Origin of the sequence: Curtobacterium sp. MCBA15_013, from assembly GCF_001865095.1 — a bacterium.
Classification (GTDB): domain Bacteria; phylum Actinomycetota; class Actinomycetes; order Actinomycetales; family Microbacteriaceae; genus Curtobacterium.
On the sequence record NZ_MJGQ01000013.1, the window covers coordinates 125,647 to 147,280 of the forward strand.

At 67.7% G+C, this 21,634-nt stretch carries 21 protein-coding genes and 1 tRNA gene; 18 read left to right on the plus strand and 4 right to left on the minus strand.

The window, feature by feature from the left end; genetic code table 11:
* Positions 1 to 83: 83 nt before the first annotated feature.
* Together BIV01_RS09350 and BIV01_RS09355 are read left to right on the plus strand one after the other, a co-directional pair.
* The gene (locus tag BIV01_RS09350) at positions 84 to 572 is read left to right on the plus strand and encodes a hypothetical protein (protein WP_071302630.1); all 489 of its coding nucleotides are present in this window, start codon (positions 84 to 86) and stop codon (positions 570 to 572) included.
* A complete protein-coding gene (locus BIV01_RS09355; RefSeq protein WP_071302631.1) occupies positions 559 to 1,053 on the plus strand; it encodes a hypothetical protein in 495 nt (164 codons plus the stop codon). Before BIV01_RS09350 ends, BIV01_RS09355 begins: the two co-directional genes overlap by 14 nt.
* Before the next feature lie 50 nt (positions 1,054 to 1,103).
* On the opposite strand, the gene BIV01_RS09360 is transcribed toward BIV01_RS09355, so the two are convergent.
* Entirely contained in the window at positions 1,104 to 2,246 is a 1,143-nt protein-coding gene (locus BIV01_RS09360) for a toll/interleukin-1 receptor domain-containing protein (protein ID WP_071302632.1), read from the minus strand.
* 85 nt (positions 2,247 to 2,331) lie between these two features.
* Here BIV01_RS09360 and BIV01_RS09365 point away from each other — a divergent pair, with 85 nt between their 5' ends.
* The 13 genes from BIV01_RS09365 to BIV01_RS09410 all read left to right on the plus strand — a co-directional run bounded on the left by BIV01_RS09365 (position 2,332) and on the right by BIV01_RS09410 (position 14,319).
* Positions 2,332 to 2,850, plus strand: coding sequence for a hypothetical protein (locus BIV01_RS09365; protein WP_071302633.1), 519 nt, complete (start codon positions 2,332 to 2,334; stop codon positions 2,848 to 2,850).
* Positions 2,847 to 3,347: a hypothetical protein gene (locus BIV01_RS19325; protein WP_139199281.1), complete on the plus strand. Its 501-nt coding sequence runs from the start codon at positions 2,847 to 2,849 to the stop codon at positions 3,345 to 3,347. The genes BIV01_RS09365 and BIV01_RS19325 overlap by 4 nt, the downstream gene beginning before the upstream one ends.
* A 137-nt stretch (positions 3,348 to 3,484) precedes the next feature.
* On the plus strand, positions 3,485 to 5,146 hold the full coding sequence (locus BIV01_RS18960; RefSeq protein ID WP_083413911.1) for an AAA family ATPase: 1,662 nt from the start codon (positions 3,485 to 3,487) through the stop codon (positions 5,144 to 5,146).
* Positions 5,143 to 5,970 carry an HNH endonuclease gene (locus BIV01_RS19330; protein ID WP_139199282.1) on the plus strand — a complete coding sequence of 276 codons (828 nt, stop codon included), beginning with the start codon at positions 5,143 to 5,145 and terminating at the stop codon, positions 5,968 to 5,970. Before BIV01_RS18960 ends, BIV01_RS19330 begins: the two co-directional genes overlap by 4 nt.
* Positions 5,971 to 6,105: 135 nt before the next feature.
* Positions 6,106 to 6,366, plus strand: a complete 261-nt coding sequence (locus BIV01_RS19335) for a hypothetical protein (protein ID WP_139199283.1) — start codon at positions 6,106 to 6,108, stop codon at positions 6,364 to 6,366.
* Positions 6,363 to 7,973: a recombinase family protein gene (locus tag BIV01_RS09380; RefSeq protein WP_071302636.1), complete on the plus strand. Its 1,611-nt coding sequence runs from the start codon at positions 6,363 to 6,365 to the stop codon at positions 7,971 to 7,973. The genes BIV01_RS19335 and BIV01_RS09380 overlap by 4 nt, the downstream gene beginning before the upstream one ends.
* The gene (locus tag BIV01_RS20230) at positions 7,973 to 8,035 is read left to right on the plus strand and encodes a hypothetical protein (RefSeq protein ID WP_254791814.1); all 63 of its coding nucleotides are present in this window, start codon (positions 7,973 to 7,975) and stop codon (positions 8,033 to 8,035) included. Before BIV01_RS09380 ends, BIV01_RS20230 begins: the two co-directional genes overlap by 1 nt.
* A 49-nt stretch (positions 8,036 to 8,084) precedes the next feature.
* Positions 8,085 to 8,390 (plus strand): TadE family type IV pilus minor pilin, encoded by a 306-nt coding sequence (locus BIV01_RS09385; RefSeq protein WP_071302637.1) that lies wholly within the window; start codon positions 8,085 to 8,087, stop codon positions 8,388 to 8,390.
* A gap of 440 nt (positions 8,391 to 8,830) precedes the next feature.
* Positions 8,831 to 11,623, plus strand: a complete 2,793-nt coding sequence (gene topA, locus BIV01_RS09390) for a type I DNA topoisomerase (RefSeq protein WP_071302658.1) — start codon at positions 8,831 to 8,833, stop codon at positions 11,621 to 11,623.
* Positions 11,620 to 12,255, plus strand: coding sequence for a dTMP kinase (gene tmk, locus BIV01_RS09395; protein ID WP_071302638.1), 636 nt, complete (start codon positions 11,620 to 11,622; stop codon positions 12,253 to 12,255). The genes topA and tmk overlap by 4 nt, the downstream gene beginning before the upstream one ends.
* 25 nt (positions 12,256 to 12,280) lie before the next feature.
* Positions 12,281 to 13,423 carry a DNA polymerase III subunit delta' gene (locus BIV01_RS09400; RefSeq protein WP_071302639.1) on the plus strand — a complete coding sequence of 381 codons (1,143 nt, stop codon included), beginning with the start codon at positions 12,281 to 12,283 and terminating at the stop codon, positions 13,421 to 13,423.
* A 134-nt stretch (positions 13,424 to 13,557) separates the two neighbouring features.
* On the plus strand, positions 13,558 to 14,202 hold the full coding sequence (locus tag BIV01_RS20080; protein WP_071302640.1) for a TetR/AcrR family transcriptional regulator: 645 nt from the start codon (positions 13,558 to 13,560) through the stop codon (positions 14,200 to 14,202).
* A gap of 44 nt (positions 14,203 to 14,246) precedes the next feature.
* Positions 14,247 to 14,319: transfer RNA gene (locus BIV01_RS09410), tRNA-Thr, on the plus strand.
* 106 nt (positions 14,320 to 14,425) lie between these two features.
* Here BIV01_RS09410 and BIV01_RS09415 read toward each other — a convergent pair.
* Complete coding sequence (locus BIV01_RS09415) at positions 14,426 to 16,105, minus strand: HAD family acid phosphatase (RefSeq protein ID WP_071302641.1); 1,680 nt, start codon at positions 16,103 to 16,105, stop codon at positions 14,426 to 14,428.
* A gap of 168 nt (positions 16,106 to 16,273) precedes the next feature.
* Between BIV01_RS09415 and BIV01_RS09420 the strand changes: the two genes are divergently transcribed.
* The 3 genes from BIV01_RS09420 (at position 16,274) to BIV01_RS09430 (ending at position 19,505) form a co-directional block, all read left to right on the plus strand.
* Positions 16,274 to 17,254 carry a Gfo/Idh/MocA family protein gene (locus BIV01_RS09420; protein WP_071302642.1) on the plus strand — a complete coding sequence of 327 codons (981 nt, stop codon included), beginning with the start codon at positions 16,274 to 16,276 and terminating at the stop codon, positions 17,252 to 17,254.
* 113 nt (positions 17,255 to 17,367) lie between these two features.
* The gene (gene dacB, locus BIV01_RS09425) at positions 17,368 to 18,861 is read left to right on the plus strand and encodes a D-alanyl-D-alanine carboxypeptidase/D-alanyl-D-alanine endopeptidase (RefSeq protein ID WP_083413913.1); all 1,494 of its coding nucleotides are present in this window, start codon (positions 17,368 to 17,370) and stop codon (positions 18,859 to 18,861) included.
* A gap of 23 nt (positions 18,862 to 18,884) precedes the next feature.
* Positions 18,885 to 19,505, plus strand: a complete 621-nt coding sequence (locus tag BIV01_RS09430; protein WP_071302643.1) for an isochorismatase family protein — start codon at positions 18,885 to 18,887, stop codon at positions 19,503 to 19,505.
* A 37-nt stretch (positions 19,506 to 19,542) separates the two neighbouring features.
* Here BIV01_RS09430 and BIV01_RS09435 read toward each other — a convergent pair whose 3' ends face one another.
* Both BIV01_RS09435 and BIV01_RS09440 read right to left on the minus strand, forming a co-directional pair.
* Positions 19,543 to 21,363: an ABC transporter ATP-binding protein gene (locus BIV01_RS09435; protein ID WP_071302644.1), complete on the minus strand. Its 1,821-nt coding sequence runs from the start codon at positions 21,361 to 21,363 to the stop codon at positions 19,543 to 19,545.
* A gap of 7 nt (positions 21,364 to 21,370) precedes the next feature.
* Positions 21,371 to 21,586, minus strand: a complete 216-nt coding sequence (locus BIV01_RS09440; protein ID WP_022907338.1) for a hypothetical protein — start codon at positions 21,584 to 21,586, stop codon at positions 21,371 to 21,373.
* Positions 21,587 to 21,634 lie beyond the last annotated feature (48 nt).

Genomic DNA, 21,634 nt, shown 5'->3' on the forward strand with positions numbered 1-21,634 from the left:
CCCGCGCCGGGGACGGGACCCCTCCGGCTCAGGAGAAGGCCACCGAGGCCCTCCGGGGGCTGCGCCCGACCGACGCCGATACGGTGGCCCTAATCGGCAACGAGTGGGCCAAGATCGAGGCCCGCCTTAACGCCGGTCATAACCTGACCAAGATGATCGAGTCGGCCGACCGGGAGACTCTCGCGGCGATCGTGGACCGCATGCCTACCCGGCTGATCGTGACTTCACCCCAGCCCGATGACGCCATCGCCGAGATCGAGGGGCTGGCGGTCGAACGGCTCGCGTCGATGGGGGACCCGACTGCGCTCGCCGCAGTTGAGGCGAGCAGCGCCGAGCAACTGGGTGACGCCTGGGCCGCGGTCCTAGAACAGGCGGTCTCCCAGCACTCGGTATCCGCCACCACGTCGACTTTGCTCTACAACGCCGACGTCGAAGAGTGGCGTGCCACCGTCGGGCAGACGCCGGACGACGACCACCTGCTCGAAAAGGCGATCCGAGACGTGTCCGCGAACCTCGACTTCGGCGGCTCGCCCCTGCTGAACGCCTCGGGAGGTCCCGATGGCACTCGATGAGTCCAAGCGCCGCAGCATCGTGGCGATGATCGAGGAAGGCACAGGCCGAAACGAGATCTCCCGATCGGTCGGTGTGGCCGCGTCCACGGTTTCAAACGTCGCGAAGCAGGCGAGTCTGACCTTCGACCGCCGGCAGACCGCGGTGGCCGCCGTGGCACAGGCGACGGATGCGAAAGAGCGTCGTCAGTCGCTCGGTGCGCGAATGCTCGGCGATCTGGAGGAAGCCCGCCTCCGGCTGGCGAGGGAGCCTAACGCGCGGGGGTTCCAGGCGGCAGCGCAGGGGCTCGATGCCCTTGCGAGGGCGTACGGCAACATCGCGAAGATCGATGGCCCCGACACGACCGCGAACGACGAGGCGGTGTCGATTCTCGGACGTCTCCAGATCGACCTGCAGGCCGTCGTCGCGACCTCTGGGTGGGGGACGGGAGGTCCTGACGGGCCGTCTCCAGCCGACCCCCCGATCGTCGGTGATTCGAGCTAGGCCGACCATGCAAGAGTGGGGAGGCGCCGAGCGGTGGCCTCCCCACTGCGCTAGTCCGACTCCTGCGTGTCCCAGCCGAGCGAGTCGATTTCGCCAACCCACCCATGAATGACGTCGACCCCTTCTCGCATCAGAATAAGTCCATTCTGAATTGCCTGAACCGGCCTCTTCATGTCTCGCGACAGCTTTCGAAGGGGCAGCACGGATTCAAGAAAGCCCTCGGTCATTGTCGCAGTCGACTGGGACTCCGCATCAAGGGCACGCAGACTCTCAAAGTAGGTTTCAAACGCCGCCCGGCTTTCCGGCTCTCCCTCGACCTCTTGATTGGCTCGCTCGATAATCAGATGTACGCCGCGGTCCACCGACGCAAGCTTCGAGGTGAACTCCTCGCCGTGCGCCTGAAGAGCATCCGCGGGCTCCTGCAGGCGCGTCGCTATTCCGCGGAGCAACGTCAAGCGACCTGCGAAGGTCTTGGTATGCGGGCCCCCCTCGGTGAGTTCAGCTGACCCCTCCTCCGCGACCTGCCCAAGAGCCGCGATGTCAGCCGACATCGCCTCAACGGAGGCCACCCACTCGGGCATGGACAGCTCCATGTCAGCAAGCTGCTCGATGAGACCGAGCCCGTCGTCCTCATCTTCATCTTCATCTTCTGCCGAGATTGCCGCATCCGCGAGGTCGAGTTCATCAACCGCAGCGTTAACCGCAACGATGCGCGCCGCGAGCTGCGCCACGGCAGTAGTATATTCGGCCGACTCGCGTGGCGCGTGGCGCAAGATCGTCCACGGCACCCACTGGAAGTCCACGATCATGTCCATCACGTCGTCACGCTTTGACGCATCTGCAAGTGCTGGCACGTCGACCCATAGGATCGGCATGATGAGTTCCTTCACCCCGAGGGCGGTGGCTCTCTCGGCGAAACGCGTAAGCTCTCGGCGGCACTCAACGCTCTTGAAGAAACGCGGAGTGATGACCGGCACAAAAAACGCGGCGGACGTAATGGCCGTGTCGATCCGAGATCGCCAGGAATCGCCCCAGTCGAGGTCGTCCCGGTCCAAGAACAGCTCGACCGACTCCGCGGTCTGCATCTCGTACTCGGCCTTGATGTCGCGGGCGAGCTGGGCGATTCGTCCGTGCGACGCCTCATCATCAGCGTGCACGTAGGACCAGAACCCGCTGGCGCTTCCACTTGTCATGCTCGCAGACTAGAGCAGACCGCCGACGTGGACGCCGACCAGTCGATCCTCGCGCGCGAGCGCTGGCGAGCCCTATGCTGAACTCGTGGGAGCGGCGGACAATGGCGGGGACCGGAGCGTGGTCCGCGTCCGCGGCTACGAACTGAAGCTCGGGCGTCGCACCGGGGTGGCAGCAGCGCTGGCGCTCGCGCTCGTAGCCATGGGCCTGATCCTCTCGCCCAACAATTTGACCGCGGGTGTCATCACCGGTGTGTCTGGAGTGGTCGGCGCTTTCCTGGGAGTCCTGATCGACGTCAAGCCGGTTGCACGCTCGAACCGGGCCGAAGCAGCCGGTGCAGTACGTAAGTTGAATGAAACGGTACGAGCCGTCGAAGACGTCCAGACCACGCTTCAGCAGCTTGCTGAGCTCCAGATGAATGTCAGGGTCAGCCTAGGGATCGTCAGCGCTCAGAGTGACTTGGAGGGCGTACGGACAGCCCTCTATGAGTCCATGGGCGAATGGGAACTTATCTCGCCCGGCGCGGGCGACGCAGTGAAGCGCACGCGTTCTGCTGGCAGCGACATGTTGCGAAAAATGACCGAAGAGCAGGGGAAGACATCGTGACTGACGACAAAGACCTGGCGGCGGCGCCAGCGGCGTCCAACATCACCGGCAGCGTGGCCCAGATTGTCAGCGATCGGGAACTGATATTGAATCGCGGCAGCGAGAACGGTGTCCGCGAGGGTATGTACTTCGCGGTCCTTGATCCTGGATTTCGAGGCGTCACCGACCCAGAAACGGGCGAATCGTTAGGCGACTTTCGGGTGGTCAAGGTGACAGTCCGAGCCGTCGAAGTGGCACCTCGCCTGACTCTTGCGCGGACTTTCCGTACTCGAACGGTGAACGTAGGCGGCACGAACGCCTCGTTCGGATCGCTCAGCACAGTTGCTGCGGCCCTTAGCGCGCCGCGGTACATCGAGCAGGTTGAGCGCCTCGTCCTCGATGAGAACGCGCGGCGGCCGATCGAGCCTGAGGAAAGTGTCGTGGATCGAGGCGACCCCTTCGAAGAGATCACGGCCGCGGACGCCGAGGATGTCAAGACGGTAACAGTCTTCAAATAGAGTTAGGTTTCCTTCGGGGACCTGGGGTCAGCGAAGAAACCTGTCACTTGTCACGGGGAGGTTCGGGAGCGACGAACCCTCATACGAGGCAACTGGCGCGTCCGGCACGTTCAACCCGACCTTGTGAGGGCGGTTCAATGTACTTCAGATTAATAACAGCCTCAAAGTTCGAGGTTGACGACAGCTGGTCATTGCCTGTGGTCGTCCTCCAGCCTTTGAGCTGGAACGACTGGTGGCGCTGGAAAACCCTATATTTCGCTTCCTTGGTCGACGCCCAGGGGAACATTCACGATCTTGGTTCCGTAAAGATTGCTGACCTAGAGGCGACATACGAAGAAGCCACGGACGGTACTGGCGGTACGCGGACGTTCCTAGAAGAGAGTTTCGAGGAGCTGCCGAAGGGTTATGCTTCACTAGGGCAAGACGAGACTTACTATCAGGCTCTGTGGAGGCTTCTCGGTAAAGCTGAGATGCGTTTGACGTTGCGAGCCATGAAGGACCTCGCCATTGACCGAGAGCGGTTCCAGAAGAGGATCGGCTCTCCCACTGTCTCGCGATCTTTAGCGCGGTCTGTTCCTTTTCAGACGGTAGAGCAGACGTTCGCAAACATCGCGTTCAATGGTGATCCAAAGCGATCGTTCAGCTTCACTTTTACTAAGCCATCCCAAAACCCCTTTGAGCGCAATGCGCCCATTGTTCTGGAGTTCGACGTCGAGCCAGGCTCGACGCCTCCGACCAATGTGCACGTCCTAATTGGTCGCAATGGCTCCGGCAAGACAACATTGCTGCAATCAATGACACGTGCGCTCTTGGGAACTGGTGTCGCCAAAGAGCAGGACGGAGCACTCTCCACTAGTACGGGTGCCCCGCATGCAGGGATAGCAAACGTAGTGTACGTCGCGTTCAGCGCTTTCGACGATCTTGCGGTTCCCGTGCACGACAGTCCGTCTCAGTGGGCCGTGCCGTATTCCTTCATCGGGCTGCAGGCGCTTCCGAGAAAGGATCAGCAGCGGATCGACGAGGCCACCGGCAAGGCCATCAGAGAGAATCGCGCCGAGCCCACAGTGTCGGCCTATTCCGTTCCACTGCCGCGACGTACTCGGCGGCCGATGGAGTTGGCGCATGGCTTCGCGAAGAGTGCCGCCGAAGTTGTCACCAAGTCTCCGGAACGATGGAGGTCAGCTCTCAAGAACCTGGAGTCCGATCCGAATTTCAAAGACGCGGCTGTTTCGGATTTAGCAGACGAGGGACGATTGACCAGCGCCGAAGCTCGTTCCGATTTTGAGGAACGAGCTGCGAAGCTCTTTAGGCGACTAAGCTCTGGTCACAAGATCGTACTTTTGACCACCACGAGGCTCGTCGAGACAGTAACTGCTGAGACGCTCGTGATTCTCGATGAGCCAGAAGCGCACCTGCATCCGCCTTTGCTCTCTGCTTTCACTCGCGCGTTATCTGACCTGATGCAACAGCAGAATGGCTTGGCAATAATCGCGACTCATTCGCCGGTGATTCTTCAAGAGGTTCCTGTTCGCTGTGTCCGTCGGGTTCAGAGATCAGGTAAGTCACAGAGAATCGAGCGAGTGGAGATCGAATCGTTTGGTGAAAATATTGGTACCTTAACGAACGCAGTCTTTGGCCTAGAGGTGCGCGATTCTGGTTTTCACAAGATGATTCTTGAGCTAGCGTCCGAGAGTGGCGGGTACGACGCGGTTGTGGAGCAGTTCAAGGGTGAGCTTGGGTTCGAAGCCCGCGCTCTGCTTCACTCGTGGTTTGCTCGTCGGGAGAGTGACCTCGGGTGAGAAGCATTGCAAAACCGGATCTCGATATCCGGCGTGTGCTGGATGAGCTGGGATCCGGTTTGGAGGTGAAGAATCTCCGGCGGCTTGAATCGGAACTCGTCGAAGGCGAGGAGGAGTTTACTTCAAATGCGATCGGCGGTGATTTTCGGCTCACCGCTCAGAAGCATCCGTCAATTGATCCTCCGGATGAAGACGACGTTCAGTGGGCGTGGAAAAACAGATTCTCGTCCGGTGTCGGTCGGGATATGTACGACGCGTTGAAGTCGGGGGCAGGCTCTCGCTGTCCGTCATGTCTCCACGGTCGGGTGCATGACCTTGACCACTTCCTGCCGAAATCCAAATACCCTCGATTGGCCTTGGTCCCGCTTAACCTGGTACCTATCTGTAGCGATTGTAACGGCATCAAGCGCGCATACGTGGCGAAAAGCGCTGCCAATGAACCGATTCATCCTTACTTCGATGACCTTGGAGACGAGGAGTGGTTGGTTGCAACAGTGCTGGAGGCGCCAGGTGCCCCGCTGCAGTTCGAGGTCAGCCCACCAGCGGCGTGGAACGCCACGCTCGGAAGTCGGGTGGCGGAGCAGTTCAAGCGCTTGAAGTTGGGCGCGCTATATGCGGATCTTGCGTCGACCCTGATCGGTAACCTTGCTAGTGGTTTGGACACGCGATTCGCGGCGTCGGGCCCTGCGGGTGCAAAGCGATGGCTTGAAGAGATGCTTGGCACGTGGAAGGCATCGAATTCTGAACCGTATTCAATAGCGGCTCTTGCCGCGTGGTCGTCGAGCCCCTTTGTGTGGAACGGCGGTTGGCGGGTAGAGAGGTGAAGGGGTTGCTTCGAAATCGGCAAGCGTGCTTTGCGGGTTCGGCAAGCATGGCGCTTGTGTGACTGAGTGATCGACCCCCGGGGTTCCAGTGGCATGGCTCCGGGGGTCGAGCCGTATCCGTGGATTGACAACGCCATGAGTGCCACAGATATCAACCCAACCAACGAGGAAGAGGGCATTTCCACTGCGGAACTATGCTATGGCCTTTGGCATGAACGGTGGAACCCAGTTTGGATTTCCGAAGCCCGTGCAGAGGCGATCATCGACCTCGGCGTGACGCCGATCGACGGCGACTACGACGGGTACGAAGTCACCGCTGACGACTATGCGCGCATCCAGAGCGCTGTTCGCAATGCCCTGTGGACACGTCGTCGCGCGGAGCGGTCCGTGCGATGAAGGCGGCGATCTACACCCGAGTCAGCACCACTGACCAGGTGGACGGCACGTCGCTGGAAGAGCAGCGAACCATCTGCGAAGCCGCAGCCGTCGCCCACTCATGGGAAGTTACCGAGGTCTACTCCGACCGCGGTATCTCTGGTACTTCGCATACCCGCCCAGAGTGGCAACGGATGCTCGCGGATTGCCGGTCCGGCGAAATTCAAGCCGTTGTTGTGGCGAAACTCGATCGGTTCGCTCGCAAAGCAGCGGATGCAATTACTGAGACCGATCGATTCGGCGACCTGGGTGTCACGCTCGTGGTGGTCAAGGAGCAGATCGATATGTCCACCCCGGCTGGTCGGATGATGCGAACGATGCTCGCCGGGATCGCCGAAATGGAGCGTGACTTGATCGTGGACCGAACGACGAGGGGACAGCGTGCGAAGGCGCGCAACGGCGACTGGCCGGGCGGCAAACCCCCGTTTGGTTGGCGACTGGAGGGCAAGTCACGGGACGCCCGGCCGGTGCCGGACAAGCGCGAGCGCCAGGTGCTCGCGACGGCCTACGAACTCCTGGTGCAGAAGCGCCTCACCGCGGGGCAGGTGGCCGACCGGCTGAACGACGCAGGGCTGAACCCCCGGATCGCCGCCCGATGGAACTTCGACGTTCTTCGCCGCACCCTGGTGAACCCGACGCTCTACACGGGACGGAGCGTGTGGGGTGGCACCGCGACTGGCTCCATCTACAAGCGGTCGCATCACACCCGGTTGAAGCACGACGGCACCCCTCTCTACGGAGACCCGATCCCGCTGACCGTCCCTGATCCGCCGTTCACGAAGGCGCAGCACCAAGCCGTGATGCGGGCGTTCGCCCGGCGAAGCACCCGCGGGCAGTCCCCGGCCGCTGTGACTCAGATGCTCTCCATTCGTCTCTACGGTGAGTGCGGCAAGCCGTACCTCGGGGTGTCCCTCTCGGCCAAGGACTACGACGTCTACCGCTGCACCGGTCGCAGGCACATCAACGGGCCGGGGAAATGCCAGTGCCCGCAAGTTCAGGTGCAGGCGCTCGACGCCCGCGTCTGGGCCGAGGTCGAGCAGCTGCTCGGAGACCCGGACCGCCTTGAGGCCATGGCGCGTCAGTGGCTCGCCGTTCCTGAGGGCGGGTCCGACGATGACGTTGCCAGCGCAGTGGCAGGCATCGACCAGCAGATCGAGAAGCGCATTCGAGCACAGTCTCGTACGGCGGACGAACTGCTGCTGGCCGACGATCCTGCGCCGATTCGCGACGCGCTCCGAAAAGTTGCAAGTGAACTGGCGGAGTTGCAGCAACGGAAAGCGGCCTACGCCGCGCTTGCCGCCTCTGACCTGAAGCGAGCAGAGCGCCTCACAGACCTTGCAGACCTGGCGCGGCGCGCCCGTGGCCGTCTCGCGACGATGGGCCGCGAACAGCGTCGGGAGGTCATCGAGATCCTCGGTATCGAGGTCACGATGGCCGGACCGGTCCGCAAGTCCCAGCCGGAGTCGATCACGATCTCCGGACACGTCGATCCGCGGATGTTTGCGGAGAAACCCGCCGACGGGGCCCCCTCGCCGCCGTCGCGTTCGCCGGGGTTCTCGTCGCCGTGATGCGCTCCGGAGAAGTGCAGAGCATCTTCACGGAACTCGTCCGTGGTGCCCTGTCCCTCTGACCCGCGCACGGCTGACCCGCGCCCGGCGGCGGACGGGGAGCGCGGCACCGTGAGCGTCGAGTTCGCGGTCGTGCTCCCCGTCGTGGCCCTCGTCCTGACCTCGCTCGTCGCCGCGGTGCTCGTCGTCGACGGCCTCGGCCGCCTCCAGCTCGCGGCGGCCACGGCGGCACGAGCGTTCGGTCGCGGGGACGACGAGGCCGGGCGCGCCGCCCTCGAGCACCTCGCACCCGGGGCCGGCATGACGGTGCACCGCGACGGTGGCGTCGTCTGCGTCCGGGCAGCACGAGGGGCCGCGGGGCCGTTCGAGGCCGTCCCGCTCCGTGCCACGGGCTGCGCTGCGGAGGACGGACGGTGAACGAGCGCGGGTCCGCCGCGGTCCTCCTCTCGGCGGTCGTCGGCATCGTCCTCGTCGTCCTGACCGCGGCGCTCGCCGGAGCCGGACTGCGCGTGGCCACGATCCGCGCCCAGGCCGCTGCCGACGCCTCGGCGCTCGCGGCGGCGGCGGCCCTCGTCGGGCTCGTCCCGGGCGAACCCTGCTCCGTCGCGACGCGTGTGGCGGCGCGGAACCAGGCAGCCCTCGACACCTGCGGGACGGCTGCCTCCGCCGCGCGGGTCCGGGTCGTGGTCGGCGGCGGACCGTTCGCCGTGGGCGCAGTCGCAGTCGCCGGTCCGGCGGACGACCAGCCCGAACACTATGTGTATGGTGTGCCTGTCGGCCCCCGGTCATCGGTGCCCCGGTCGACCCGGACGCGCTCGTCGTCCAGGGCCGACGCGCACCATCGATCAAGGAGACACGTGCCAGGCACGAAGAAGCTCGTCATCGTCGAGAGCCCCGCGAAGGCCAAGACGATCGCGCAATACCTCGGTGACGGATACGAGGTCCAGGCGTCCGTCGGACACATCCGGGACCTCGTCGAGCCCAAGAACCTGCCGGCGGAGCTCAAGAAGGGCTCGCTCGGCAAGTTCTCGGTGGACGTCGACAACGGCTTCGAGCCCTACTACGTCGTCTCGGACGCGAAGAAGAAGACCGTCTCCGAGCTGAAGCGTGCGCTCAAGGAAGCCGACGAGCTCTACCTCGCAACTGATGAGGACCGCGAAGGCGAGGCCATCGCGTGGCACCTGCTGCAGGTCCTCAAGCCCAAGGTGCCGGTCAAGCGCATGGTCTTCCACGAGATCACGAAGGAGGCGATCCAGCGCGCGCAGGAAGCCACCCGTGAACTCGACACCGCGCTCGTCGACGCGCAGGAGACCCGCCGCATCCTCGACCGTCTCTACGGGTACGAGGTCTCGCCCGTGCTCTGGCGCAAGATCGGTCCGGGGCTCTCGGCCGGTCGTGTGCAGTCCGCTGCCACGCGTCTCGTCGTCGACCGTGAGCGCGAACGCCTCGCGTTCGTGTCCGCCAACTACTGGGACCTCAGTGCGCGCTTCGAGAAGGAGGGCGACGCCGCCTTCACCGCTCGACTCGCGCGCGTCCAGGGGACCCGGGTCGCCTCCGGTCGTGACTTCGACGACCGCGGTGCCCTGAAGGGCGAGGCCGTCCGCCTCGACGAAGCCGCCGCGGCCGCGCTCACCACCGTGCTCGAGCGTGCCGGTGACGCCACCGTCCGCAGCGTCGAGTCGAAGCCCTACACGCGCCGCCCGGCAGCACCGTTCACGACGTCGACCATGCAGCAGGAAGCGGCGCGCAAGCTCCGCCTCTCGCCGCGACAGACCGCCCGTGCGGCGCAGACGCTGTACGAGAACGGCTACATCACCTACATCCGTACGGACTCGGTCAACCTGTCGAAGCAGGCGCTCGACGCCGCTCGCAAACAGGCAGCGGACCTCTACGGCGCCGCGACCGTGCCGGACAAGCCGCGCGTCTACGCGAGCAAGAGCAAGAACGCGCAGGAAGCGCATGAGGCGATCCGCCCCGCCGGCGACACCTTCCGCACCCCGTCGCAGCTCGAGGGGACGCTGACCGGTGTCGAGTGGCGCCTCTACGACCTCATCTGGAAGCGCACCATCGCGTCGCAGATGGCGGACGCCAAGGGCTCCACGGCGTCGATCGTGCTCGGCATCTCCTCCGGGGAGTCCGTCGAGGGCATCCCGGCCACGGCGAGCGGCACCGACGCCGAGTTCACGGCGTCCGGCACGGTCATCACCTTCCGCGGGTTCCTCAACGCCTACGAAGAGGGCAAGGACGAGGACCGCCACGAGTCCTCGGACCGCTCGGGCAACGACGTGGCGCTGCCGGACGTCAAGGAAGGCGAGCACCTCGCCGTCGACGACGTCGTCGCGAAGGGCCACGACACCACCCCGCCGCCGCGCTACACCGAGGCGAGCCTCATCAAGACGCTCGAAGACCTCGACATCGGTCGCCCGTCGACCTTCCCGACGATCAGCCCGACGATCATCGACCGCGGCTACGTGTCGCTGCGCGGGACCCAGCTCGTGCCGAACTGGATCGCGTTCAGCGTGGTCCGGCTGCTCGAGGAGTACTTCGGTGACCTCGTGCAGTACCAGTTCACGGCCGACATGGAAGCCGACCTCGACCGGATCGCGAACGGCGACGCCGACCGGGTCGACTGGCTCAAGGAGTTCTACTTCGGTGGTGGTGACCAGCGCGGGCTCCGCACGGTCATCGACAACCTCGGCGAGATCGATGCGCGCGAGATCAACTCCGTCGAACTGGCGCCGGGGCTGACCCTCCGCATCGGTCGCTACGGCCCCTACATCGAGGTGCCGAGCGACGACCCCGAGAAGCCCCGTCGCGTCAACGTGCCCGAGGACCTCGCTCCCGACGAGCTCACCGCCGAGAAGGCCCGCGAGCTCGTCGACGCCCCGGTGCTCGGTGACCGCGTCGTCGGCATCAACCCCGAGACCGGAAAAGAGGTCCTCGCGAAGGACGGCCGGTTCGGTCCGTACGTGACCGAGCGCACCCCGGAGCCGGAACCCGCGGTCGACGCCGCGACGGGCGAGGTGCTCGACGCGCAGGCCACGCCGGCCGCCGCCGAGGCGGAGCCCGCAGCGAAGACCACCGCGAAGGGTGCCGCGAAGAAGGCACCGGCGAAGAAGACCACGAAGAAGCCCGCGGCGCCCAAGGAGCGCACGGCGTCCCTCTTCAAGTCGATGGACCCGCAGACGGTCGACCTCGAGACGGCGCTGAAGCTGCTCGACCTGCCGCGGGTCGTCGGCAAGGACCCCGAGTCCGGCGACGACATCACCGCGCAGAACGGCCGGTACGGTCCGTACCTCAAGAAGGGCACGGACACCCGGACCCTGCCGGGCGAGGACGCGATCTTCGACATCGACCTCCCCGGTGCGCTCGAGCTCTTCGCCCAGCCCAAGTACGGCGGCCGCAGCTCGGCGAGCGCAGCGCTCAAGGAGTTCGACGCCGACCCGGTGTCCGGCAAGCCGATCAAGATGAAGGACGGCCGGTTCGGTCCGTACGTCACGGACGGCGAGACCAACGCGACGATCCCGCGCGGCGAGGACGTCGAGGCCGTCGACCACGCCCGCGCCGTGCAGCTCATCGCGGACAAGCGTGCCAAGGGGCCGGTGAAGAAGAAGGCACCGGCGCGGAAGCCGGCGGCCAAGAAGAAGTGACCGGCCGGTTCATCACGCTCGAGGGCGGCGACGGCGCGGGCAAGACGACCCAGGCGGAGCTGCTGACGGCCTGGCTCGAGGAGCACGGCCGGACCGTGGTGCGGACCCGTGAGCCGGGCGGCACCGACCTCGGCACGCGGATCCGCGAGATCGTCCTGCACGAGCGCGGCCACGTCGCGCCACGAGCCGAGGCCCTGCTCTACGCGGCCGATCGCGCGCACCACGTCGAGACCCTCGTCCGCCCCGCCATCGCTCGCGGCGACGTGGTGCTGCAGGACCGGTACATCGACTCCTCGGTGGCGTACCAGGGGGTCGCGCGCGGCCTCGGCGCCGAGCACATCCGTTCGGTGTCGGACTGGGCGTCGGACGGGCTCACGCCGGACCGCACGATCCTGCTCGACCTCGACGTCACCGTCGGGCGTGCGCGGGTGGCCGCGGCGCGCGGGGACACCTTCGACCGACTCGAGTCCGAGGCCGAGACGTTCCACGAGACGGTCCGCCAGGCGTTCCTCGACATGGCCGCCGCCGAGCCCGAGCGCTTCCTCGTCGTGGACGCGTCCGCCCCGGCCACGGACGTCCAGCGCGCGATCCGTGCCGCGGTCGGTCCACTGGTCGGGATCGTCGAGGGATGACGGTGGCGGCTGGCAGGATGATCCCGTGAGCGTGTGGGACGGCCTGACAGGGCAAGAGGAAGCGGTCGCGTCGCTCCGCAACGCGGCCGAGTCGCCCGACGGCACCGGTGGCATGACGCACTCGTGGCTGATCACCGGGCCTCCCGGCTCCGGCCGGTCGAACGTTGCGTCCGCCTTCGCCGCCGCACTCGTCGGCAACGGTCCGGACGACGACCACACGCTCCAGCAGATCACCGCGAAGACCCACCCCGACGTCTCGGTCCTGACGACGCAGCGGGTCATCATCACCATCGACGAGATCCGGCAGCTCGTCACGTCGTCGCACTACTCGCCCTCCGTCGGCCGGTACCGCGTGGTGATCATCGAGGACGCGGACCGCATGACGGAACGCACGTCGAACCTGCTCCTCAAGGCGCTCGAGGAACCGCCGGAGCGCACCGTGTGGATCCTCTGCGCCCCGAGCGAGGCCGACCTGCTGCCGACGATCCGGTCGCGCGTGCGGTCGGTCCGCCTCCGCGTGCCGGGCATCGAGTCCGTCGCAGACCTGCTCGTCGCCCGGACCGGTGTGGACCGTGTCCTCGCGATGGACGCCGCACGCCAGGCACAGAGCCACATCGGCATGGCACAGCGTCTCGCCACCAGCGAGGACGCCCGCGACCGTCGACGCCGCACGCTCAGTACGGTGCTCGGCGTCCGGACCGTCGGAGACGCCGTTATGGCCGCCGCCGACCTGCTCGCCGTCGCCGACGAGGACGCGAAGGCGATCACGCAGCAGCGCGACGCCGAGGAACGTGACGCCGCGATGCGCTCGCTCGGCATCGAGCCCGGCGGCACGATCCCGCCGGCACTCCGTTCGCAGCTGCGCCTGCTCGAGGAAGACCAGAAGCGTCGGGCGACGCGGAGCCTCCGGGACGGATTGGACCGGATCCTCGTTGACGTCTCGTCGCTGTACCGTGACCTGTTGCTGCTCGGGCTCGGGGCGCCGGCGGAACCGGTGAACCTCGCGATGCGGGAACAGCTCGACCACGCGCTGCAGTCGGTGACCCCGGCCGCTGCGCTCGAGGTGCTCGACGCCATCGCACTCGCTCGGCAGCGCATCGCCGCGAACGTGGCGGCCCTCCTCGCGCTCGAGGCGCTGCTCGTCACCATCGCCCGCGCGCGCCGCTGACCCGCGCCCTGGGCGGGACCACCTGCCCGAGGTGAGACGCAGGACGCGCCCGCACCGCGCCTCCAGGCCGTCCGGAACCGCACCCTGTGACGTTCCCCATCCGCCCGCGCCCCCGCGCATGGGACAATCACCGCATGTCCGACGCAGAACCCGGCCTGCGCGAGCGGAAGCGCCGCGCCACCCGACTCGCGATCCAGCAGGCCGCGCTCCGCATCGCGATCGAGGAGGGGCTCGCGGCGGTGACGGTCGACGAGATCTCGCGGCGTGCGGACGTGTCGCCGCGGACGTTCTTCAACTACTTCCCGAACAAGGAAGGCGCGATCCTCGGCGACGATCCCACGCTGCCGGACGACGACACCCTCGCGGACTTCGTGGCCGGTGGGCCGACGGGGGACCTGCTCGCCGACCTCGGGGCGTTGCTCGTGCACTCGACGCGCGAACTCATCGAGGAGCGTGGGCTGATCGAGGAGCGGCAGCAGGTGCTCCGCGCCGCGCCGGAGCTCTTCAGCCGGCGGATGGAGTCGATGAAGGAGTTCCAGGCGGCGATCGAGGGGGCCATCGTGGCGCGCTTCGCAGCGGCCGCGGACGGAGCTCTGGACGCCACCGGCGAGCCCCCGGAGCGGCGTCGGCGGGCGCGGCTGGCGTCCCTCGTGGCGTTGGCTGCGCTGCGGCACGCGTGGTGGGAGTGGTCGGACGCGGGGTCGGACACCCACCTCGTCGACGAGCTCGAACGGTCGTTCGCCGACCTCGACGCGCTCGTTTCGCGTTCGCTCGTCTGAACCTGTATAGTCGTTTCCCGTGCCGCTCCGGCAACGGAGCGTCCGCCGCCTTAGCTCAGTCGGCAGAGCGATTCACTCGTAATGAATAGGTCGTCGGTTCGATTCCGACAGGCGGCTCCGAGAAGCCCCGGTCAGACAGTGTCTGACCGGGGCTTTCTGCTTCGCGGGCCGGGTGCCGGGCCCGAGGCGGGCCGGGCGCCTGCGCGCCCGGCCCGACCCGGCCTCAGGGCAGGTAGTACGTCGGGTTCGGCAGCTTCACGCTCCGGTCCGCCGACCCACCGAGCAGGTCGCTGTACTGGTCGCCGAAGTTCGCCACCACGTCGTACCGCCCACCCGAGCGCGACTCGATGTGCGCACGGGTCTGCGACTTGTACTCGACGGTGGTGCACTTCGCCGTGGCGCAGGTGATGTACGACGGCTGCTGCGAGGCCCCGACGCCGGTCCACTTCGTGTAGTACGTCTGCGTGCCGCGCTGCGTCGCCGCGAACTGCGGGTACCCGACCTTCTGCAGGTTCTCGATCGTGGCGGTCTTCTGGTCGTCGTTGCGCCCGGTGAGCCCGATGATCGTGCAGCCGGAGCGCTGGGCGATCGACACGAGCGAGGTCATCGACGGGGTGGCGGGGAAGCGCTCGTCCTGCACCCACTCGTCCTGGCGGGCGGGATCGAACACGAAGTGCATGTCGGCGACCTCCATGTCGTAGGTCCACAGGGTGGTGTCGTCGGCGTCGAGCACGATGGCGGGGTTGCGGTGGAGCTTCCGGCCGACGGCGCACTGGGCGGCGACGACGGGAGCCTGCTTCCGGACGATGGAGCGCATCTCGCGGATGTACGGCGAGTCGGTGCGGTTCGCGAGGCCGGTGCCGGGGTCGCCGTAGTACGTCGCGATGGTCGACTTCACGGAGTCGATGTTCGGGATGCCCTCGCCGCCCTGGGTGGCGCCGGAGGATCCGTCGGCGGCCATCGTGAAGTGCGTGCGGGGGGACAGCCGCGGCTCGGACACGCCGGGCAGGTCGGCCGAGGGCAGGTAGTAGGTCGGGTTCGGCAGCTTCACGGAGCGGTCGGCGTACCCGCCCTGCAGGTCGCTCCACTGGTCACCGACGTTGAGCGTGATGTCGTAGCCGAGGTCCTGCTCGATGTGCTTCCGCGTGAGCGCCTTGTACTCGACGGTCGTGCACTTCGCCGTGGCGCAGGTGATGTACGACGGCTGCTGGGACGCACCGACTCCGGTCCACTTCGTGAAGAAGCGGTCCTGGGCGAACGCGGTGTAGCCGACCTTCGACAGGTTCTGGACGGTGGCGGCCTTCTGGTCGTCGTTCCGACCGGTGAGTCCGAAGACCGTGAACCCGAGCGACTGCGCCCGGTTCACGAAGCCGACCATCGACGGCGTCGCGGGGAAGCGCTCGTCCTGCACCCACTCGTCCTGGCGAGCCGGGTCGAACACGAAGTGCATGTCCGCGACCTCCATGTCGTAGGTCCACAGGGTGGTGTCGTCGGCGTCGAGGACGATCGCGGGCTTCTCGCCGCGACGGACCGCGGCGTCGTGGATGCGCTGCAGCTGGGCGCTCTGCCGGTCGACGATGGACCGCATCTCGCGGATGTAGGGGGAGTCGGTGCGGTTCGCGAGTCCGGTGCCGGGGTCGCCGTAGTACGTCGCGATGGTCTTCTTGACCGAGTCGATGTTCGGGATGCCCTCGCCGCCCTGGCTCGCGCCGGAGGAGCCGTCGGCCGCCATCGTGAACTGCGTCCGGGGTTGCAGTCCCGCGTCGGCCGAGTGTCCTGGCGGTGCCCAGCCGTGTCCGGGCGATCCCCAGCCGTGCGCGGTCGCCGGGGTGACACCGACGAGGGTCGAGGTGATGACGATGGCCGCGCTCGTGGCGACGACGGACAGGACGGATCGGCGCATGGAGGACCTGATCGCTTTCTGCTGGGGGAGCGGCCGTCGGACGCGACCGCGGGACCCCCGTTCAGGGGGTGCAGCAGCACGCTAGCTGGCAATCACCAGTGCAGTCCATACCAAAGTGCTGCGGGTGGACAGCGGTGTGCCGGGCATGGCCCCTGGTAGACAGGTCCCATGACGGTTCGCTGGGGAGTCATCGGTACGGGCGGCATCGCACGGTCCTTCGTGGGCGACTGCACGGCCGCGGGGGTCGAATTCGTCGCGGTCGGCAGCCGGACGCTCGCGAGCGCCGAGACGTTCGCGGCCGAGTTCGGGATCCCGCGGGCGCACGGCTCCTACGAGGACCTCGTCGCCGACGACGGCGTCGACGCCGTGTACGTCGCGACACCGCACTCGCGGCACGCGGCGGACGCACTGCTCGCCATCGAGGCCGGCAAGCACGTACTCGTCGAGAAGGCCTTCACGATCACGGCGGACGAGGCCCGCCTGGTGGTCGACGCCGCCCGGCGGGCCGACGTCGCCGTCATGGAGGCGATGTGGACGCGCTTCCTCCCGCAGATGTCGATGATCCGCGAGCTCGTGGCCGAGGGCCGCATCGGGCGGATCCGGCTCGTCGAGGCGACCCACCACCAGGCGCTGCCGTCCGACCCGGCACACCGGTTGAACGACCCGGCGCTCGGCGGCGGCGCGATGCTCGACCTCGGCATCTACCCGATCTCCTTCGCGGTCGACGTCCTCGGCGTCCCCACGTCGGTCGTCGCCGCGGGCACCCTGAGCGAGCAGGGCGTCGACACCCAGATGGGCCTGGTGCTGACGCACGAGGGCGGCACGCAGTCGATGCTCCACTTCGGGCTCGACCTCCGCAGTCCGAACACCGCCTCGGTCATCGGCGAGGACGGCCGCATCGACCTGGACTCGACGTGGTTCACGCCGACGACCTGGCGGCTCCGCGACCGCGACGGGAACGTCGTCGAGGAGTTCGACGGGCGTGAGGAACTCACCGGCTACGCGCACGAGGTGCGCGCGTTCGAGTCGATGGTCGAGTCCGGCACCCACGAGGGCGGCCCGATGGACCCCGAGGAGACGGTCGCGATGATGGCGCTCATGGACGAGGCCCGCCGACAGGTCGGCGTCCGGTACCCGGCTGACGGCTGACGGCCGACGGCTGACGCGACCGACCGACGGCTGACGTCCGGCAGGGCGCGGAACGTCCGGATCCGGAAAGTGGGCCTGGAGGCTCCTCCCGCAGTTCCGTAGGATCGTTCGCGATGTCCGACCAGCAGCCTTCACCGCGCGGCGTCGCGGACCGCCTCCGCGACGCGCGCACCGCCGTCCGCGCCTCGTTCGCCCGCCGCCCGGTGCCGTGGATCGCGGGTGGCCTCGCGACCGTGCTCGTGCTCGGGTCCGGCGGTGCCGTGGCCGTGGCGGCGGCGACGATGCCGACCCCGACGACCACGGCGGCCGCGACGGCGTCCGCCACCGCGTCGAGCAGCCCCGCACCGACGACGGCCGCCCCCACCCCGACACCGACGCCGAGCGGCCGCACGGTGCCGGACGACGCCGCGGGCCCCTCCGCCCTCCGGACCTGCACGATCACGAACGCCGCCTCGGCGAGCGGCCTCGGCGCGTTCGAGGGGTACGTCATGAACGCGAAGACCGGCGAGGTGCTGTTCTCGCGCAACGGTGACGAGGCCGCACAGACCGGCAGCGTGATGAAGACCCTGACGACGGCGACCGCGCTGGCCGTCCTCGGCGGCGACCACCGCATCCCGACCACCGTGACGAAGGAGTCCGGCGGTGCGATCGCCCTCGTCGGCCACGGTGACGCCACGCTCTCGGCAGGCGGAGCGACGGTGTACCCGGGCGCCCCGACGCTCGCGCAGCTCGCCCAGCAGGTGAAGGCGAAGCTCGGCAACACCCCGGTGACGACGATCGTCACGGACGACACGTACTGGAACGACGCCGACGCCTGGGACCCCACGTGGCCGGTGAGCGAGCGGACGATCGGCTACCAGCCGAACGTCACGGCGCTCATGGTCGACGGTGACCGCGCGAACCCGGGTGCCCAGACGTCGCCGCGCTCCACCGACCCGGTCGGTCGCGCCGGGGACCTGTTCCGCACGGCCCTCGCGAACGCCGGGGTCGCCGGTGCGGGGAACGCGCAGATCGTCAAACGTGCCACGACCAGCACGGACACGATCGCCACGGTCTCCTCGCAGCCGGTGTCGACGCTCATCGGGCAGATGATCCCGAACTCGGACAACACCCTCGCCGAGATGCTCGCGCGGATCTCGTCGAAGGAGTCCGGCTCGGACGGCTCCGCAGCCTCGCTGACCGCCGTGTACCAGGCAGCCCTGAAGTCGTACGGCGTCGACCCGGCCGGCATCGTCATCAAGGACGGCTCGGGGGAGAGCGCCGCGAACGCCGTGTCGCCGAACTTCGTCGCGCACCTCATGGTGCAGGTCGCCGCCGGTGCGAAGGGCCTCGGGACGCTCGCGAACGCCCTGCCGGTGTCCGGGCAGTCCGGCACGCTGGCCAGTCGGTTCACCGGGGCGAACGCGGTCGCCCGGGGCAAGGTGCACGCGAAGACCGGGTGGATCGACAGCGCGAACACCCTCGGCGGCTACATCGACGCGGCCGACGGCACCCGGCTGACGTTCGCCTTCTACGCGATCGGGTCCTCGCGGGCCGCGGCGCTGCCCGCACTCGACGCGGTGACGGCGGCGACGTACTCGTGCGGGAGCAGGCTCACCGGCTCCTGAGGCCGCGGGTGTTGGATGGACGCATGTCCAGGGCACTCCTCGTCGTCGACGTCCAGAACGACTTCACCGAGGGCGGTGCCCTCGGTGTGACCGGCGGGGACGACCTCGCGCGACGCATCACCGCGTTCCTCGGTCGGCACGCCGACGAGTACGACCTCATCGTCGGCTCCCGCGACTGGCACCACGGCGACGACGACAACGGCGGCCACTTCGCCGGTCCCGAGGGTCCGGACTACGAGACGACCTGGCCGGTGCACTGCGTCGCCCGGACCCCGGGGGCCGAGTACCACCCGCGGCTCGACACCGCTCCGATCGACGTCCATGTCTTCAAGGGGCAGGGCACGCCGGACTACTCGGCGTTCCAGGCGCGCACCGAGGACGGCGTCGGGCTGCCCGAGGTCCTGGCCGAGCACCGCGTCGTCACGATCGACGTGGTCGGCATCGCCACCGACCACTGCGTGCGGGCGTCGGCGCTCGACGCCCGGGCTGCGGGATACGACGTCGCCGTCTACGACGACCTCGTGGTCGGGGTGGACGAAGCCCGCAGCGCGCGGGCGCTCGACGAGATCCGCGCCGCAGGTGGGCACGTCGACCACAGCGACATGGACGAGGGACTGGCGAACCCCGGCGGCGCGCTCCTCTGACCTCGGCGCACCGTCGACCGACCGCTGCCGCGCCGGCTCAGACGAGCAGCTGGTGCTTCGCCAGGTCGCGGTAGAGCGGCGTCGACTCGACGAGTTCCGAGTGGGTCCCGACGCCGACGACCCGGCCGTGCTCGAGCACGACGATCACGTCCGAGTCCACCACCGTGGACAGCCGGTGCGCGATCACGAGCAGCGTGCGGTCCTCGGCCACGGCGTCGATCGCGAGGCGCATCTTCTGCTCGTTGACGCCGTCGAGCGACGAGGTGGACTCGTCGAGCAGCAGGATCGGGGGAGCGGCGAGGAGTGCCCGGGCGATCGCGAGCCGCTGCCGTTCACCGCCGGAGAGCATGACGCCGTCCTCGCCGACCTGGGCGTCGAGGCCGCGGGGGTCGCGGTGCAGGACCTCGCCGAGGTTGACGGCCTCGAGCACGCGCACGCAGTCGTCCTCGGTGGCGTCCGGTGACCCGAGCAGCAGGTTCGCCCGGATCGTGCCGGCGAGCACCGGAGCGTCCTGTTCGACGTACCCGATCTGCGCGCGGAGCTCGGCGCGGTCGAGGCCACGGACGTCGACGCCGCCGAGCCGGATGACCCCGTCGGTCGGGTCGTAGAACCGTTCGATGAGTGCGAGCGTGGTCGACTTGCCCGCGCCGGACGGACCGACGAGTGCGACGCGTGACCCGCGGGGGACCCGGAAGGACACGTCGTGCAGCACCACGTCGTCGGAGGCGGTGTCGTCGTCGACGGCCGGCTCGGCGCCGTCCGCACCGGAGGCCTGGGCCGGACGCGCGTACCGGAACGACACGTGTTCGAAGGCGATCGCGTCGTCGCTCTCCACCGCTGCGGCGACGCGGACGGCCTGGTCGTCCTGCGCCTCGGTCGGGAGGTGCAGGATCTCCTCGATCCGGCCGAGCGCACCGAGCGCCTGGGCGACGGCGACGGCAGCGCCCATGGCCTGGCCGAGCGGCATGATCATCATGAACAGCAGCAGGATGAACGTGATGAGCGTCGCGATCGTGATGGTGCCGGCTGCGACCTGTGCACCACCGACCCCGAGGACGGCGATGAACGCGACCTGCATGACGATGCTCGCGACCGGGACGACGAACGCCGACATCCGCGCGATGTCGAGGCCACGACGGTAGGCCTCGGTCGCGTGGCCGTCGACCTCGTGCACCTCGCGCTCGGTGGCACCGGCGGCACGGATCGTGCGGACGGCACCGATGCCGCGTTCGACCGCCGCGGTGAGGTCGCCGACCTTCTCCTGCGCACGCTTCGACGCGACGCGGATGCGGCGGCTGAGCCCGCCGACGACGACGATCGCGACGAGCACGATGACGATGACGATGCCGAGGAGCAGCGGGTCGATGACGGCCATCGCGATGATCGCGCCGATGAACGTCAGGGCGCCGCCGATCGACTCGATGAGGCCCTGCGTCAGCACGGCGCGCAGCAGTGTCGTGTCGCTGCCGACACGGGAGACGAGGTCGCCGGTGCGGCGCGTGTCGAACTCGGAGATCGGCAGGTTGAGGATGCGCGCGATGAGCTTCCGCCGGGTGGACAGGACGACGCCTTCACCCGCGCGCTGCAGCAGGAAGTGCTGCACACCGTTGAGGACGCCCGCGACGATGACGAGTCCGACGAGCAGCCAGACGAGGGTGCTCAGCGTGTTGCCGTGCTGGACGGCGGTGATGACCTGGTTGACGAGCAGCGGCTGCGCGAGGGACGCACCGGCACCGAGGACGCTCAGCACGATGATGACGACCATCGCGGGCTTGTTCTCGAACAGGTAGCTCAGCAGTCGGCCGAACGTGGCGCGGGGACCGTCGGTCTTCTTGGGTCTGGCGAAGGGGGAGCTCATCGTGTTCCTAGTTTCTGCCGTACTTCTTGTGCACTGCCTGGCGGCTGACGCCGAGCAGCGTCGCGATCTCCTGCCACGAGGCGCCGGCGTTCCGGGCACGTCGGGCCGCGAGTTCCTCGGTCCGGTCGAGCTCACGACGGAGTTCGCGCACGCTGGCGAGGGCGGAGAACGGGTCGTCTCCGGCTGCGCCGGCGGCGAGGCTCGTGATGGTCGGTCGGTCCACGCGTGTCAACCTACATTGACGTACTGACGGATGTCAACCCGGGTTGAC

Coding starts and splice junctions, on each gene's coding strand:
- BIV01_RS09355 (WP_071302631.1), top strand. CDS start 559: ATGGCACTCGATGAGTCCAAGCGCCGCAGCATCGTGGCGATGATCGAG.
- BIV01_RS09360 (WP_071302632.1), bottom strand. CDS start 2,246: ATGACAAGTGGAAGCGCCAGCGGGTTCTGGTCCTACGTGCACGCTGAT.
- BIV01_RS18960 (WP_083413911.1), top strand. CDS start 3,485: ATGTACTTCAGATTAATAACAGCCTCAAAGTTCGAGGTTGACGACAGC.
- BIV01_RS19335 (WP_139199283.1), top strand. CDS start 6,106: ATGAGTGCCACAGATATCAACCCAACCAACGAGGAAGAGGGCATTTCC.
- BIV01_RS09380 (WP_071302636.1), top strand. CDS start 6,363: ATGAAGGCGGCGATCTACACCCGAGTCAGCACCACTGACCAGGTGGAC.
- BIV01_RS20080 (WP_071302640.1), top strand. CDS start 13,558: ATGTCCGACGCAGAACCCGGCCTGCGCGAGCGGAAGCGCCGCGCCACC.
- BIV01_RS09415 (WP_071302641.1), bottom strand. CDS start 16,105: ATGCGCCGATCCGTCCTGTCCGTCGTCGCCACGAGCGCGGCCATCGTC.
- BIV01_RS09420 (WP_071302642.1), top strand. CDS start 16,274: ATGACGGTTCGCTGGGGAGTCATCGGTACGGGCGGCATCGCACGGTCC.
- dacB (WP_083413913.1), top strand. CDS start 17,368: ATGTCCGACCAGCAGCCTTCACCGCGCGGCGTCGCGGACCGCCTCCGC.
- BIV01_RS09430 (WP_071302643.1), top strand. CDS start 18,885: ATGTCCAGGGCACTCCTCGTCGTCGACGTCCAGAACGACTTCACCGAG.
- BIV01_RS09435 (WP_071302644.1), bottom strand. CDS start 21,363: ATGAGCTCCCCCTTCGCCAGACCCAAGAAGACCGACGGTCCCCGCGCC.